Source organism: Dictyobacter halimunensis (assembly GCF_036245075.1).
In genome coordinates, this window is the sequence record NZ_BSRI01000001.1 from 1,067,277 (window position 1) to 1,083,465 (window position 16,189).

Annotated in this window: 15 protein-coding genes; 11 read left to right on the forward strand and 4 right to left on the reverse strand. The window is 55.7% G+C overall.

Going from position 1 to position 16,189, the window contains the following annotated elements; genetic code table 11:
• Nucleotides 1-35: 35 nt before the first annotated feature.
• On the reverse strand, nt 36-1,298 hold the full coding sequence (locus AABA21_RS04235) for an ABC transporter substrate-binding protein (protein WP_338247742.1): 1,263 nt from the start codon (nt 1,296-1,298) through the stop codon (nt 36-38).
• Nucleotides 1,299-2,265: 967 nt separating this feature from the next.
• Here AABA21_RS04235 and AABA21_RS04240 point away from each other — a divergent pair.
• Nucleotides 2,266-3,066, forward strand: a complete 801-nt coding sequence (locus tag AABA21_RS04240; RefSeq protein WP_338247743.1) for a phytanoyl-CoA dioxygenase family protein — start codon at nt 2,266-2,268, stop codon at nt 3,064-3,066.
• Nucleotides 3,067-3,598: 532 nt separating this feature from the next.
• The gene (locus AABA21_RS04245) at nt 3,599-3,811 is read left to right on the forward strand and encodes a hypothetical protein (protein ID WP_338247744.1); all 213 of its coding nucleotides are present in this window, start codon (nt 3,599-3,601) and stop codon (nt 3,809-3,811) included.
• Between the two features lie 27 nt (nt 3,812-3,838).
• Here the strand turns inward: AABA21_RS04245 and AABA21_RS04250 are convergent, their stop codons facing one another.
• Nucleotides 3,839-4,435 (reverse strand): RNA polymerase sigma factor, encoded by a 597-nt coding sequence (locus AABA21_RS04250; protein WP_338247745.1) that lies wholly within the window; start codon nt 4,433-4,435, stop codon nt 3,839-3,841.
• Between the two features lie 550 nt (nt 4,436-4,985).
• Here AABA21_RS04250 and AABA21_RS04255 point away from each other — a divergent pair.
• The 6 genes from AABA21_RS04255 (at nt 4,986) to AABA21_RS04280 (ending at nt 10,468) form a co-directional block, all read left to right on the forward strand.
• Complete coding sequence (locus AABA21_RS04255; protein WP_338247746.1) at nt 4,986-5,576, forward strand: rhodanese-like domain-containing protein; 591 nt, start codon at nt 4,986-4,988, stop codon at nt 5,574-5,576.
• Nucleotides 5,577-5,606: 30 nt separating this feature from the next.
• Complete coding sequence (locus AABA21_RS04260) at nt 5,607-7,043, forward strand: MBL fold metallo-hydrolase (protein WP_338247748.1); 1,437 nt, start codon at nt 5,607-5,609, stop codon at nt 7,041-7,043.
• A gap of 98 nt (nt 7,044-7,141) precedes the next feature.
• On the forward strand, nt 7,142-7,909 hold the full coding sequence (locus tag AABA21_RS04265; RefSeq protein ID WP_338247749.1) for a sulfite exporter TauE/SafE family protein: 768 nt from the start codon (nt 7,142-7,144) through the stop codon (nt 7,907-7,909).
• A 70-nt stretch (nt 7,910-7,979) separates the two neighbouring features.
• Nucleotides 7,980-8,312 (forward strand): rhodanese-like domain-containing protein, encoded by a 333-nt coding sequence (locus AABA21_RS04270; protein WP_338247750.1) that lies wholly within the window; start codon nt 7,980-7,982, stop codon nt 8,310-8,312.
• A 13-nt stretch (nt 8,313-8,325) separates the two neighbouring features.
• On the forward strand, nt 8,326-9,651 hold the full coding sequence (locus AABA21_RS04275; protein WP_338247751.1) for an MFS transporter: 1,326 nt from the start codon (nt 8,326-8,328) through the stop codon (nt 9,649-9,651).
• Between the two features lie 187 nt (nt 9,652-9,838).
• A complete protein-coding gene (locus AABA21_RS04280; protein ID WP_338247752.1) occupies nt 9,839-10,468 on the forward strand; it encodes a Chromate resistance protein ChrB in 630 nt (209 codons plus the stop codon).
• Here AABA21_RS04280 and AABA21_RS04285 read toward each other — a convergent pair.
• On the reverse strand, nt 10,465-10,677 hold the full coding sequence (locus tag AABA21_RS04285; protein ID WP_338247753.1) for a hypothetical protein: 213 nt from the start codon (nt 10,675-10,677) through the stop codon (nt 10,465-10,467). The genes AABA21_RS04280 and AABA21_RS04285 overlap by 4 nt on opposite strands.
• A gap of 18 nt (nt 10,678-10,695) precedes the next feature.
• Complete coding sequence (locus AABA21_RS04290) at nt 10,696-11,487, reverse strand: COG4280 domain-containing protein (protein ID WP_338247754.1); 792 nt, start codon at nt 11,485-11,487, stop codon at nt 10,696-10,698.
• Nucleotides 11,488-11,990: 503 nt separating this feature from the next.
• On the opposite strand from AABA21_RS04290, the gene AABA21_RS04295 reads away from it, so the two are divergent.
• The 3 genes from AABA21_RS04295 to AABA21_RS04305 are packed head-to-tail and all read left to right on the forward strand — an operon-like array spanning nt 11,991 to nt 15,986.
• Nucleotides 11,991-13,091, forward strand: a complete 1,101-nt coding sequence (locus tag AABA21_RS04295) for an ABC transporter substrate-binding protein (protein WP_338247755.1) — start codon at nt 11,991-11,993, stop codon at nt 13,089-13,091.
• Nucleotides 13,064-14,959 carry an ABC transporter permease gene (locus tag AABA21_RS04300; protein WP_338247756.1) on the forward strand — a complete coding sequence of 632 codons (1,896 nt, stop codon included), beginning with the start codon at nt 13,064-13,066 and terminating at the stop codon, nt 14,957-14,959. The genes AABA21_RS04295 and AABA21_RS04300 overlap by 28 nt, the downstream gene beginning before the upstream one ends.
• On the forward strand, nt 14,901-15,986 hold the full coding sequence (locus AABA21_RS04305; protein WP_338247757.1) for an ABC transporter ATP-binding protein: 1,086 nt from the start codon (nt 14,901-14,903) through the stop codon (nt 15,984-15,986). Before AABA21_RS04300 ends, AABA21_RS04305 begins: the two co-directional genes overlap by 59 nt.
• Nucleotides 15,987-16,189: the final 203 nt, after the last annotated feature.

Here is a 16,189-nt window from a genome sequence, read left to right on the forward strand (position 1 = left end):
AATGCTGCCAGTGAGCACAACGATACGCCGTCGACCTATTTCTCTTTGACGAGATCCTGGTTCATCTGCGTGGCCAGTTGTTTTGCACCACTATCCAGGCTGAGTTGCCCTGACCATACCTGAGTCAACACTTTGTTTTGCGTGTCAACCCAGGCCTGGGTATTTTGGGAAACAGGATAGGGAACGGCATAGGCCAATTCATCAATGAAGGATTGGAGATGGTAGGGGGGATACGCGTTCACCCACTGGTCCTGAGTCCCTTTGTAGGCAGGAATAACCGTTCCCGTCTTCGCAAAAGTATCGGCCGCTTCTTTGGAACCCAGATAGTTCACAAACTCCCAGGCCTGCTGAGGATACTGGGTATTGGCAGAAATCACGTTGCCCAGACCATGAATAACGGTTGCACGTACCTTCCCCTTGGGCAGGACGGTGGCGGCAACTTTATCTTTCGTGTAGCTGTTCGAATGGAACTCGACGGCATCCCAGGAACCACCATACATCATGGCGATCTTTCCCGATTCAAATAATGTGAGGGGAACGGTATCGGTCATCTGGGCTTGCGTCGGCGAGTCTTTGGCCTGAATGAGATCGGTCCAGAACTTTAAACCGCCAATGGTGGCTGGATTATCAAAGCCCGATGTCTTCTTATCAGGAGAAATCACAAATCCTCCATTTTGGGGAATGGTATCGTAGAACCCCTCCTGGTCGGAAACCGGAGCGGCGATCCCCCAGATGCCTTTGGCGGGATTCGTCAGCTTTTTCGCCGTATCCTGCAATGTCTGCCAGGTCCAGGTATCGTCGGGATATTTGACACCGGCTGCATCAAAAAGCGCCTTGTTGTACCATAGTCCCACGGTATCAAAATCCTTTGGCAGCGCATAATGTTTGCCCTGATAGGTATACAGGTTGACCAGCGCAGAAGGATAATTGTTCAGGTTCACTTTATCAGCACTGATCTGACTGTCGATAGGAGAAATAATGCCATTTGAGGCATACTTCTGGAAATTGGGACCATTCATCCACAAAACGTCGGCCAGACTACCACCAGATGCTGCTGTCTGTAGCTTCGTCCAGTATTGAGCAAATGGGGTGACTTCGATGGCGACTTTGATCTTGGGATGCGTCTTCTCAAACGTATTGATGATCTGTTGGAGAGCGGGCACCTGGTTCTTATCCCAGATGCTATACTTGAGCGTGACATTCTGATCAGAGGAAGATGCACCACCACTTCCACCACAGGCACTTAAAACGATGGTGGCCAGCATGAATATGCAGACCAGAGAAAAGAGTTTCTTCATGATATACTCTCTCCTTCAACCTTTGATAGGTTGGATACCAACAGTACCGCTTAACGCGTGTCGCTCGTGTTGTTAAGGCGGTCTACAGCAATAAGAGGGTCATCGTAAGGTGGCGTGCGGCATGACTTCGCTCAAGGGATAGGTCCCTGGCAGAATAAATAGCGGACAGAACAAACTTCTCGTCAAGCAAGCCTGTAGCTCAACTGGATATGGTTGCCCCATTGCAATACCCAAAAGCCAAGTCATGATTAATCAAATTCGTTCGCAAATAAACAATATATTGATTACTTGCTCCTGAATTTACCATTGAAATTCTCCCTTGTCAAGGCTTTCGCACACATTCGATCAGACCATACGCTAAAGATCGGCATTTTCGCCACTTTTTCCACTACTCGCAATCAAAAACGATCACATTGATGATCGTTAACCAATTATTCGTGCATGGACACTCGTTGCACACGCCTCACTGAGCAGATATATTTGCGTCAAACAGGCGGCTATGTCCCTGACCCGGTTTTATGATGGTCCCTTCTCTCCTACCTCCATAAAAAAAGCACAGCCAGCCAGCATAGCACGAAAATGGTGGAGAAATAATCGGCGTTGCCCTCGTTGTATGGATGTGACACGTATTTTTTGTTGAAAGAGGACTATATGGCCTATGCCGCACGTGGAGCAGAACGACGCTCCACGCTCAAACCTGCCCCTTCGCTTCACGTCTCTACTGGAGCACTGACGCTGAAGGACGCTGCTGGAGCGGTGAACACGCAGGGAGCTGATAAGACAATGCGAGATAAAGAACTGTTCATGCGCCATCTCCCGTTTCCGTCTACGATAGACGCCTCGATGATCAGTCCGCCAATTGTCACTCTGCTTCCGCAATACGTAATAAGAGCGCGTTGACCGCTCACAGGGGTACAGGGTGTTGGTTTGAAAGGTGAGTAGCGATCTGAGAAAGGAACGATGATCTATGTTGAATCCAGTCATCCAACCCGGACACCTGACCGAACTTGATCGGTTTATCTTCGAATCCTGGGGCTATTTTATTATCCCCGATGTTCTGTCAGAGGATGAAGTGGCTGCATGCCTCGCCGCCTCAAAGCGCCTGCACGAGGCGGCGGGTACACCAGCCTTTGGCCAGATTGGGCGTGGATATGAAACGGAACCAGCCTTAGAGCACTTGATTGACCACCCGGCCGTGTTGCCAAAGATCAGAGGCCTCTACGGTGATCGTTTCATTTTGCAGGCAGGTTGGAATACCAAACAGCCTGCGCACGGCCCAATGGGGGGATGGCATCAAGACGGCTCTGGCGCCTATGACTTTAAAAAGCTCGGCCACCCTATTCCGTTACTGCAACTGCGTGCCTCCTTCTTGCTCAATGATCAGACGCGCCCACGAATGGGGAATATGGAGCTCATTCCCGGGAGCCATCGCAGCCTGGTAGGCCTGCCAGAAGGCGTGCGCAGAGGTGAAAGCGAAGAAGCGAGAGCGGTGCCGATCGGCCACGTTATTTGCGCTACGGCAGGCTCTGTGCTGATTTTCCATAATGCGGTATGGCATCGCACCTATGCCCACGATGGCGACTATGATCGCTATACCATGCATATGATCTATAGTCCTCCCTGGGTAAGAAGCTCTGATCGTTTGCACAATGACCCTGCATTTTTGCAGCGCACCACACCGCTTCGCCGTGCATTCATGGGCGAATTTGACCGGCCTGATGCTCCTTATGGTGCAGGCTACACCCCCCCACCATTTGATAACGAATGAATGCGCAGGGATAGGGGCACAATCATTATCCTAACACTCCCTATCCCTCTCCCCACCACACCCTGTAGGTTGGGTCTACCTCCTCAGCCGAATGTTTTATCGCGTTCATGTCCACGTTTAGCACATTCCCAGCCAGAGATAGTTGACGAGATTATCTCACGATCCTACAATGCTGTAGGGAACATCATTATAGCCGTACCTGGGGGGAGTGTACCAATCGATGGTAGGGAGCGATCATGAGGATCCAAGGCCGTTAGCTAACACGTATGAGCAGATGCATGGAGGCCGTGACGAAGCACCTTCAGATGGACAGCAGAGAAATTCACGATTACGCGGTATACGTGGTGCCATCTGGCCCACGTGGATGACGCGTGATATGGGCTTGTTGCTGAGCGCACGGTGTGTATGAGCGCGTTACGTGCATTCGTGGGTATTATTGTACCAATCTATCTCGCACTCATCGGGTACACTGGCTTCATGCTCGGCATTCTGTTCACTGTCGTGGCGCTTGCCTCAGCGGTTATGGGAGCGTGTGAAGGAACGTGGCACCGTTGGCGCACTCTCAAATCTCCCTTCACAGGTCGCCTCTGCAGCGATTCCTACCCTGGCAGGATATCTCTTTGATCATATCGCGCTCTCGCTGCCGTTTGAGATCGGGGCAGTGCTGCAGGGCATCAATTCACTGCTCTTCTACTTCTTCTTTCGTCAATTGCCGCCTCCGGAGGAGATGCGGGAAAAGGAATGAGCGAGCCCACAACAGGATAAAGGGCGGTTAGCGATAGGTTTCGAGGAGAGTTTGCAGCGTCTGACGCGCACGGTAGAGGCGAACCTTCAAGGCAGATTCCGCGATGCCTAATTTCTCCGCAGCAGCCCTGGTACTGAGCCCCTCAACATGGCGCAGAATAAACGCTTCGCGCAACGAATCGGGTAATTGAATCAGTGCCTCACGAATCGCGCTCCGGATCTCTTGCTGAAGCATCTCCTCATCAGGAGTATGCTCTTCATCAACCAATGTTAGCACGTGGTCGGCAGGTTCACCATCGCTTCCAACGGGAAAGGGGAGCGTTTCTAGCTGGTGGCGGCGCTGCTTCATGAAGGCAGCATTCGTCACGATGCGATACAGCCAGGTGTGGAGGCTACTTTTCCCTTCAAAGCTTCCGATATGGCGGCACGCCTGGATAAAACTTTCCTGCAGAATCTCTTCAGCATCGGCATCATTATTCACCAAGCGACGAGCCAGCAGATAGAGTCGATGCGCGAACCGCTTGAGCATACAGGTACACGCCATCTTCTCGTTGCGGCGCAAACCCTCCAGCAACTCCTCTTCATTTTTATAGACCTCCAGCTCGATGTCCCAGGGCTTCTCCATAACCACTCCTCTATGCTGTGCTCTCTTCTTCATCTTTTCGGTAAATAACCAATCGTACGTGTATTGGTTGCGGCTTACTATAAGAATATCTCATCTCCGCCATGATGAAAAGTCATATATCTTATAGGTTCCATAACGACCTGGAATAGTATCACCGCGATCAGAAGACGGCAGCGCTCATAGAAAATGGCCCCCTCCCTACCAAGCGTGAGGCCCCCTTTCACCACTCCCCCTGTCACCTGCTTTGATGCTGGTTCATCAAAGTCGTAGCAAGGAATACGAGGGAGAACAATCGTACGTTCTCAACTTTCAATATACAGATGTAACCACAGGCCAGGAACCTGCATCAGAAAAGATAGAGCAGGAACGCGCCCCTCTGTACTGATGGCGGAGCGATGTAACCAATCATTGGTCGCCTGCATCAAAGCAAGAAGAACGGAACAAGAGCCCCATCTTATTGATGAGCACGTTCGATTTTGACTAAGACAAGAGATCGCAATGCGGCCTCATTATTCATACCACGATAAGAGAACATTTGGAGAACGAACACATGGCATTGGAGAAGAAAAAATTCGGACGCACGATTGATGTGCACGAGTTAGAAGAGCAGTTGAAGGCGGAGCGGGATATCAAAATCATCGATGTCCGCACCCCCGCAGAATACCAATCAATGCATATCCCCAGAAGCTATAACGTCCCTCTGGACCAGCTTCCTGAACATAAAACAGAGCTGGCAAACGCGCTTCAGGCGCCGATCGTCCTTGTCTGCCGCAGTGGAGCACGCGCCGAACAGGCGGCCAAAGTCTTTGATACGACTGGCCTGGAACAGTTTCACGTGCTCCAAGGGGGCATCAGTGCCTGGCGACAGGCCCGGCAGCCAGTCAATCAGGGCAGGCAGATCTGGAGCATGGAGCGCCAGGTACGCGGCGTCGCTGGCTCGCTGGTCCTGCTCAGCGTGCTGGGCTCGCTCTTCCTCTGGAAACCACTGGCCTGGCTGGCTGCATTCGTGGGTGGTGGGTTAACCTATTCTGCCCTGACCGACACCTGCGGCATGGCGATGCTGCTCAGTAAACTTCCCTATAACCAGACCGTCAGCTGTGACATACGCGATGTCATCCAGCAGCTACGTGCCGCTGAATAACGCAACGTTTGCGTAAGAAAGGAGACAACGATGCTCTTACATAGTTTCTACCATGAGCCACTCGCCCAGGCCAGCTATCTCGTTGGCTGCCAGGCAATCGGTGAGGCACTGGTGATTGATCCCAATCGTTCCCTGGATCAATACATCGAGTTCGCGCAGGCGAAGGGACTGCGCATCACCGCCGTGACCGAGACGCATATTCATGCCGATTTCGTCTCGGGCTCACGCGAACTGGCACAGCGCACTGGAGCACAGCTCTATCTGTCTGATATGGGACCCGCCGAGTGGAAATATGCTTACGCGGCGGGGGCTGGAGCGATCTTGCTGAAGGATCGCGATACCTTTCACATCGGCAATATCCTGGTTCAAGCCCTGCATACACCCGGACACACACCGGAACACCTGTCCTTCATGATTACCGATACCGCCTCCGCCAATGAGCCGATCGGCCTCTTCACCGGTGATTTCATCTTTGTTGGGGACGTGGGTCGTCCTGACCTCTTAGAACGGGCGGCCGGCGTGCAGGGGACGATGGAGCAGGGCGCGCGTCAGCTGTTCCGTTCACTGCAGATGGCACGTGAACTGCCTGAGTACCTGCAGATCTGGCCTGGCCATGGCGCCGGAAGCGCCTGTGGTCGTGCCCTGGGCGCGATCCCACAGACCACGATTGGCTATGAGCGTCGCTTCAACTGGGCCTTTACCACCACGGATGAAACGGCATTTGTGCAGGCGGTGCTGGAGGGGCAACCGGAACCCCCCACCTACTTTGCCCAGATGAAACGCATCAATACAGTCGGTCCGGCCATACTGGGTGAGCAAGCGTTGCCACCACAGGAGACCCTGGAACAACTCCAGCGTCAGCTGGACGACAAGCGACGCGTGGTCGATACACGTCCCGCTAACAGGTACGCTGACGAATATATCCCCGGGACCATCAATATCCCTCTCAACGGCTCATTCCTTACCTGGGCCGGCTGGCTGCTCTCCTATGAGCATCCGTTTGTACTGATTGTTGATCAAACTGAGGTACAGCAAACGCAACAGCTCCTGCAGTTGATCGGATTGGACCAGTTCGCAAGCTATCTGCCCACCGAAGTCATCCAGCAATGGAAAGAGGCAGGGCTGCCGCTGGAACACCTGCGGGCCATGGGTGCGGTCGAGCTGCGCCAGCGTATCGAGCAAGGAGATCTACCGGTCATTGACGTACGTGGAGCCAGCGAATACCACGAAGGACATATCCATGGCGCCATCAATATCCCCGTAGGGTATCTTGAACAACAGTTCCCGGAGATACCGGCAGGTCAGGATGTTGTTGTGCACTGCCAGGCCGGAGCTCGCTCCGCGATCGCCGCTAGCATTCTGGCCGCGCACGGTTTCAAGCAGCATATCAACATGAACGATGGCTTCGCGGCCTGGGAGAAAGCCGGACTGCCCATAGAAAAAGAGCGCCTGGTGGGCACGCATTAGCATGCGCGCTCCCGCCAGGGAAACGCGAGGTCACAGGACCTCCTGCGGCCTCCGTGCTCTCCAGAGAAGCACAGAAGAGGAAGAAGAAAAAAAGAACTATGGATCCATTATCATTCGTATTGATAGTCTTGCTAGGAGCTTTGATCGGACTGGCGCTCGGCGCACTGGGAGGAGGAGGTTCTATTCTCACCATCCCGATCCTGGTGTACATCATCCACATGAAGATACACACAGCGGTCACAGCCTCCCTGGTCATTGTGGGCCTGAATGCCCTGTTCGGCATGATCTTCCATTATCGGGCTGGCCATGTGCGGATAAAGGAATCGCTGCTATTTGGGGTTTATGGACTGGTTGCCTCCTATATTGGTGCACGCATCTCGTCGTTCCTTCCGGGGCCGGTACTGCTCATCCTCTTTGGCATCTTGATGCTGGTCATTGCCTTGATGATGCTACGTCCAAAGAAACCGATACAGGAAGGGAAACGCCAATCCTGGTGGATGGTCCTGATTGGGGGCACCGGTGTCGGTTTTCTCACCGGATTTCTCGGCGTCGGTGGTGGTTTTTTACTGGTCCCGGCACTGGTCCTCTTTCTCGGCATGAGTATGCCGGATGCTGTCGGCTCCTCGCTCCTGGTTATTGCGATCAACAGTACATCAGGTCTGCTTGGACACCTGAACGGTGGTCCACTACCCTGGTTGGAAATCGGACTCTTCTCAGCAGCCGGCCTGGTAGGATTGCTGGCCGGGACCAGTATCACGAAAAAGCTTCCGGCGCAACGACTGAGCCAGATATTTGCCGTGTTTGTGCTGGCGCTGTCTGCCATTGTCCTGGCCATCAATATCCCACTGGCATGGCACTATCTCTAACAATAAAGCAATATGAGGAAGAGGCGAGAAGAAATACGATACGTGTTCCACATTGAAGAAAGGGAAAGTGATGTTTCATCTGTTCGATCGATCCGATATTCCAGGCATTCAGCCTGAACAGGCCAGAGAAAAGCAACAGGCTGGTGCTATCGTCCTGGATGTACGTGAGCCATCCGAGTGGCAAGAGGGACATATCCCTGGCGCAGTTCATATGCCACTGGGTACGCTACCACAGCAGCTATCTCAGCTTGATCCGAGCAAAGAACTGGTGGTTGTGTGCCGAAGCGGCAATCGCAGTATGGCAGCATCACAGATACTCCACCGGGCCGGATACAAAGTCCATAACCTGTCGGGTGGGATGATGCACTGGAGCCGATCCGGCTATCCGATCACAAAATCCTAAGAATTTGACCAACATGAAGAAAGATAACATTACTCTGCCACCTTCTGATGCTCCGTCATCACCTCCATCAAAGGTGGCCCAACCTGGCTTACGCGCCAACTGGCGGCAATTCACCCTGCTGATAATCGTCAATGCCTTCGTTGGCGGCATGGTAGGGCTCGAACGCAGTATCGTGCCCCTCCTGGGTCAGCACGCATTCGGTCTGGCGTCCACAACAGCGGTGCTCTCCTTTATTCTGAGCTTTGGTATCGTCAAAGCACTGGCGAACCTTTTCGCGGGTAGGCTGAGTGATCGCATTGGTCGCAAGGGAGTCCTGATAAGTGGCTGGCTCATCGGGCTACCAGTGCCGTTGCTCATCATCTTCGCTCCGTCCTGGGGATGGATTATCGTTGCCAACCTGCTCCTGGGTATCAACCAGGGCCTGTGCTGGTCCACCACTGTCATTATGAAGATTGACCTGGTGGGGCCAGCACGACGAGGACTGGCTATGGGACTCAACGAAGCGGCTGGGTACGGTGCGGTTTCGCTCTCAACCATTGTTGCTGGTTATCTTGCCGCGACCTATACACTGCGACCCCAGCCCTTCCTACCAGGGATCGCGTTCGCCCTGGCAGGCCTGCTGCTCTCACTCACACTTGTGCGTGAATCACACGACTATGCACGTCAGGAAGCTACGCTGCTGGCACAGGCTACAAGACACACAGATATGGGAGCGCAGCAAACCACCAACAGTTCCGCTGATCAGCTCTCATTCAAAGACATTTTCCTGCTCACCTCCTGGAAGAACCAGACACTCTTCGGAGTAAGCCAGGCAGGGTTGGTAAACAACATGAATGATGGCCTTGCCTGGGGACTCTTCCCGCTGTTCTTTGCAGCAGGTGGACTGGATATCACGCATATTGGCCTGCTTGCCGGTATCTATCCGGGTGTCTGGGGCATAGCGCAGTTGGTGACGGGTGCACTCTCAGATCGCCTGGGACGCAAAGGCATGATCGTCGGAGGCATGATGCTCCAGGGGATAGCTATCGGTCTGCTCCCGCTGGTGCATGGCTTTGGGTGGTGGAGCGTCACAATGGTGTTACTTGGGCTGGGAACCGCCCTGGTCTATCCAACACTGCTGGCCGCCATCTCGGATGTAGCTCACCCACAGTGGAGGGCCTCTTCGGTGGGCGTCTACCGACTCTGGCGCGATAACGGATACGTCATCGGAGCGCTGCTGGCAGGGATACTCGCAGACCTGTTGGGCGTAACCTGGGCGATCGGCGTGATTGGTGGAGTAACATTCCTTTCTGGCGTGTTGGCCCAGGTGGTCATGTCTGAAACCTTGCCACATAGATAGTATCACGTTCCTTACCAAACCGCGCCGTAAAGCCACTGGCTTTAGCCGTGGGAAGTGTCAAGGACGTACGCCGACGCAGCAGCTCATCCAGCTATGATACAATGAGGGTGGATAACAGAGTGACGATGATAAAAGATCCAGCCGACACGGCGTGTGGAGCATCCTAATAGAAATTATGAGTGGTGACATGGACCAGCATCAATATATGCTCTTGATTTACCAGGTGCCAAGCCAGCCTTCGGCGGCACGGGTCAGCGTCTGGCGCGAGCTGAAGAAGATCGGGGCCCTCTATCTGCAACAGAGCGTCTGCATCCTGCCGGCCACCGATACCCTGGTGGCGGCCCTGCAGAAGATCACCGAGCGCATCACCGAGCTTGGAGGTACGTACCATCTGCTCCCCCTCCACGAGCTGCCAGAGGTGGAGGATTCCAAGATCGTCAATGGCTTTATTACGCAGAGCAACCTGCAATATGATGAGATCATTGAGGATTGCGAGGTCAATTTCAGTAAGGAAATCGAGTTCGAGACCTACCGCCAGAACTTTACGTACGCGGAGGCCGAGGAGATTCGCCAGGATCTGGATAAGATTCGCCGCTGGTATGACCGAGTGGTGGAGCGCGATCTGTTCGGGGCGGCCCGCCGTGATGACGCACTGCGCAGCATTGAGCGCTGCGAGAAGCTGCTGGAGGAGTTTGAGGAGAAGGTCTTCCTCCAGCAGGAGGAGGATGAGTCACAGGACCCATCCTCCGAGGATGCGCGTAAGCGCCTCCATCCGCGACGCTCGGAGCGTCGCGGCGGACACGCGCGACCGTTCTAGCGCGCGCGGTGTCCGCGTACCTCGCGTGTGAGGGTTAGCGTCAATACGATCAGCGTCCCCAGAATCATGATGATGCCGCTGGCGCCTCGCAACGCACTCAGTCCGCTGACGGTGTTGAGCAGCACCAGAATCAGCAGGGTGACGATGATGCCGATGAGAATAACCATGTCACCGACGATAAAATTATAGATGGCTTTGATGATGTTCATCTCTTTCCCTCTTTCCCTTTATGCTACTTTCTGCGTGCTGGCCTGGGCGCTGATAGCTCGCTTCTGACCTTTGAGCCAGTTGATCAGGGCGAAGGCGGCCAGCAGGTAGATGGCGGCCAGGATCAGGATGAAGGCATCGGAGAACGGCCACTCAACGTGGAATCCTTCGACGGCCCAGAAAGTGCCAAAGGTGGTAAGCATAATCCCGACAATAAACTTGAGGGTGTTCTCAGGGACCTGCTTAAGCGGTGCGCGTACCAACGCGCCTACGATGATGACCAGCAGACCAGCGACGATGGCACCAATGGTCGCCGAGCCGATACCACCCAGTCCGCATTGGGTTACGCAGGCCTGCGAGGCGGCGTTACTGCCAAAGGTAATGACGATGAACGCGACCTCCAGCCCCTCCAGCAGAACCGATTTGAAGGCCAGCAGGACAGCGTAAGGCTGCAGCTTCGTGGTAACCTCGCCACGGGCACGCAGCTCGGCCATGTTCTCTTCAAAGATAGCCTCTTCATCGTGCAGGGCCTTGAGACCGCTGTAGCGAAGGATGGCCTTCTTCAACCACTTTAACCCAAATAAGACCAGGATAATACCAACCACCAGGCGCAATACATCGATCGGGACGTATCTCACCAACGCGGTACCAAAGATGGCTACGATCACGGCCAGGCTGGCGGCTGCCGCCAGCGTCCCGATCAAGGCGCTGCGCCAGTTGATCGTCACACCAACCACCAGCACAATCGTAAATGCTTCTACAAACTCTACCGCCGATGCCAGAAAGGCGGCTACGGCAATCGCCCATTCCATGCGCTTACAGCTCCTTCTCTACTCTATACAATCGCGAGACCTCTGCCCTTTTTCTTCTTCCTCCGCACTGCCATCAGCCAATCCAGCGGGAGGTGCAGGAAGGCGGCTAACCCTCCTGCCGGGGACTGGGGTATCCCCCACCACTCCCTTTCTCCACTTCCCCGCCAATAGCGGGAGGTGCAGGAGGGCGGCTAGCCCTCCTGCCGGGAGCCTGGGGGTGTCCCACCACTCCCTACCTCTCCTTCCCGTCGAAGGCGGGAGAAAAAACCATTTTTTCTCGCTGAGGCTATTGTAACACATTTTATTTGTAACAGGTGTTAAAAATAGCAGGTTTTTATCTGTAACAAGGATTTACAGCGTTTTAACCTTCAGATTACCCGCCGTTAAAGATGCCGTTCTATGCTTACACGCAGATGGACCAATTAGGACATCAAACAACAATTGTGTCTCTTGACTATTTTTAATCTGTATCTTGCTTATTCAAACAGAGGAGTTCTACTCTGATGCGTTATTTTTCTCGCCGACAGATGCGTGGCCTGTTCGACTCCCAACTGCGGTTGGTCTGCCTGCTGGGTTGCCTGCTTTCTGTGCTGGCCGCCTGCAGCACTCCCTCAGCCCAGTCGTCTTCCAACAATAGCAAAGCGGCAACCTGCAATAAAAGCACCGGCCTTACGCTGTATTCAGCCCAGGGCTATGACTCGGATATGGCCAAGGCATTCCAGAAGCAAACCGGCATCGCGGTGAAGCTGGTTGATGATAGCACCGGCAATCTGCTGGCTAAGATCTCGGCGGAGCGCAACAATCCGAACTGGGACGTGGTCTGGTTCGATGGCAATGTGACGATGCAGACCCTGGATGACCAGAAGTATCTGCTGAAATGGGACTCCGCCGGCCTCGATAATTATACTGATCTGGGCAGCAAAAACGTCCCGACCGACCATGCCTACTATCCTACCGGCGTAACAGCCGCCGGCGTGATCGTCTATAACAAGAAGCACATTCCCGCGGCCGGCCTGCCCAAAGATTGGAGCGATCTGACCAAGCCCACCTATAAGAACCTGCTGGCCGAGAATGATCCTGCCTACTCTGGACCCGCCTATCCGTTCATCGCCGGCGTCGCCCAGGAGATGAAGGGTGAGGATCAGGCCAAACAGTTCTTCCAGCAGTTGAAGACCAACGGCGATAAAATCTTTCAGACCAATGATCCGACACTCAATAGTGTTGAAACCGGGGCTCGCGAGTTCGCCATCATTCAGGACTCGGCGTACTACGCGGCCGCCAAGGCTGGCCAGCCACTGGGCGTTATCTACCCGACCTCCGGTGTGGCCGCGCTGCCCAGCGAGATCGCGGTCTCTGCCCAGAGTCGCCACCAGGCCTGCGCCAAACAGTTCGTCAACTGGGTCCTATCTGCCCAGGGCCAGAGCGTAATGACCCACCACGATCCGACCGATGGCGATACCTACTTCATCGACATCGTCAAGGGCGTGACCCCGCTGGTGAGCCGCCAGAGCGCTGGCATCAATTTTACAACGTTGGATGTGCCCAAATGGGCTGGAGTTGAAACAGAGTTGAAGCAATGGTTCCACGACAACATCGTTCAGTAGTGGCGGATGCTCAACAGGAACAGGGTATGGTCGCGGATGCGGCCATACCTGTTTCTCGTTTTCGCGCCGGCAGCCTGCTGCGCCTGCTCGGTCAGATCTTGCTGATCGGGGTGCCGCTGCTGCTGCTCCTGCTGCTGATCGTCTATCCGCTGGCTGCGATTATCCTGCAGAGTGTCTTCCCCAACCTCTATACGCCCAACCCCGACCTGGTTCCGGGCTGGGACGCGCTGCGGGCGCTGACGCGCCAGCCCCACAACTACCTGGCCTTCCTGAACTCGCTCTGGCTGGGCCTGATCACGGCCTTTCTGGCCTGTGTGCTGGGCACGGCGCTGGCACTGCTGGCGCGCCGTACCGATCTGCCGCTGCGCCGCGCCATGGATACGCTGGTCTGGATCGTCTTCTTTACGCCCTCGTTCCTGGTTGGCGAGGCGTGGTCGCTATTCTTTATTCGCGGCGGCATCCCCGACCACTATCTGCATTTTTCGGATGCCCTCATCAGCACCTTCTTTTCGCCGGTGGGCGTGGTAGCGCTGCTGAGCCTGAAGTCCTTCCCCTACGTCTATATCTCGGTGACGGCGGCTCTGCGCTGGCTGGGATCGGAGCTTGAGGACGCGGCACGCATCTCTGGTGCCCGCTCGTGGCGCGCCTGGCTGAGCATCAATGTCCCGCTGCTGCTGCCGGCTATCTTCGCGGCCGGCCTGATCGCCTTTGCCGAAGCTATCTCGGACTTCGGCACAGCGGCGACGATCGCGCAGAACGCCAATGTGACCCTGATCACCTACCAGATCTATAGCGCCATCAATACCTCGCCGGTCGATTTCTCGCTGGCGGCGGCCCTCTCGCTGCTGCTGTTTATCGCCATCGGCCTGGCGATGTTTATCCAGTCGGCGACCCTGCGCACGCGCTCGTTCCAGGTTATCAGCGGCAAGAGCCGGCCGGCGCGCACACTGGAACTGGGCGCATGGAAGTGGCCGGCGGCCATTTTCTGCCTGTTGCTCTTCCTGGTCGCCCTGGTGATCCCGCTGGGCATGTGCCTGCTGCTCTCTCTGCTGCACGCCTCCGGCCAGGGATTGGTTTCGAGTAACTGGACGCTAGACAACTATCGTACGGTGCTGGGACGCAACTCCGATGATCTGGGCGCTCTGACGCGTACGACCTGGCTGGCCCTGGGCAACGCGACCATCACCACCCTGATCGGCCTGCCACTGGCCTTTGTGATGCGCTATACGCGCCTGCCTGGACGCAAGCTGTTGAGCATGGTGACCCTGGTGACGATCGCGGTGCCGGGACTGGTGCTGGCCTGCGGCTATATCTTCGCCTGGAACGCCCCTTACCTCGAATTCGTCGGGATCGGCGGCGTGGATGGCATCCAGTTCTATGGCACTGTCTGGATCCTGCTGGCCGCGTATATGGGCGGCAGCCTTCCCTACGCGACACGCCTGAGCCTGGGCGCGCTGGAACAGGTGGGCGCCTCCATGCTGGAGGCAGCACGCGTCCAGGGGGCTGGCCTCTTTCCTCTGCTGGCCCGCATCATTGCCCCCTTGCTGCGGGCCAGCCTGGTTTCGACCTGGCTGCTGGTCTTTACCGGCACCATGTTTGAGCTGGCGGCCTCTGAACTGCTCTACCCACCGGGACAGCCGACGATGCCGGTGCAGATCGTGGCCCTCTTTGACAACTTCCAGATGGGACCCGGCATGGCTCTGGCGATGTTGAATGTGGGGATCGTTACCCTGGCCTTGCTGGTCATTCGCTTCCTGCCATGGTTAATTAACCGCTTGCTGCAACGGCAGCGGAGGAGAAAAGAAGTCTATGTATCTACAGATCAAACAGTTGAACAAAACATACGGATCACGGCAGGTAGTCTCTGATCTCGACCTTGAGGTGCGGGAGGGCGAGGTGCTCTCTCTGCTGGGACCCTCGGGCTGCGGTAAGACCACCATCCTGCGCATGCTGGCCGGATTGGTCACACCCGATAGCGGCTATATCGAGGTCGGCGGGCGCGTCTTCTTTGATGGCAGGCGTGGACTGCCGGTCGAGGAGCGCAGCCTGGGCATGGTCTTTCAGGATTACGCGCTCTGGCCGCATATGACGGTGGCCCAGAATATCAGCTTTGGCCTGCGCCTGCGCCGCGTGCCGACCAGCCAGATCAAGGAGCGCCTGCGCACCCTGCTGGAACTGGTCAATCTGTCCGGCTATGAGCAGCGCTATCCCTACCAGCTCTCCGGCGGTCAGCAGCAGCGCGTTGCCGTCGCGCGCGCCCTGGCGACCGAGCCGCGCCTGCTCCTGCTGGACGAGCCGCTCTCCAGCCTCGACGCCGCGCTGCGCGAGACGATGAGCGCCGAGCTGGTCCAGCTCTTTAAGCGCCTGGGGATCACCACCATCAACGTCACCCACGACCAGAACGAGGCCATGACGATGTCGGACCGCATTACCGTCCTGCGTGATGGTCGCGTGCAGCAAATCGGCACGCCCACCGAGCTCTACCTGAAACCGCAGAATTCGTTCGTGGCCTCCTTTATGGGTCAGGCCAACATGCTGCCCGGCGCGCTCGCCAATGGGCACAGCGAGACCGGTAGCCTCGTACTGCAAGACGAAGGGATCAGCCTCTCGGGCCAGGTCAGTCCCGAGGCCCGCCACCACAGCGGCTCCCACTACTTCGTCTGCCGTCCTGCCCACATCGCCATCATCCAGGAACCACCACCCGCGCCACAACAGAACATTCTGACCGGCGAGGTCGTCCAGACCTTCTTTGTCGCTGGCCGCTGGCGCACCCATATCAAGGCGGGGCGCCAGCAACAATATAGCATCCAGGCATTCACCGATCAGCCACTTCAGCCCGCCCAATCCGTCTGGCTCTCCTTTCCACCCACCCACAGCCTGATCGTCCCCGCCTGACACACCGGTCGTGGCTACGCGATGATACATGACCTTTGCTAGCCGTGCGTGAGCGCCCCCGCCCAAATATCTGCATGCGCGGGCGCTCTGACCTTTTTGCCTTCCCCGGTGCAATCCCCTTGTCTTCCGATTTGGATCGGTGGAAAAGATATTCAACAATCAATATATAGGCATTCACCACAAAGTTTCATGAGTCGTGAGTG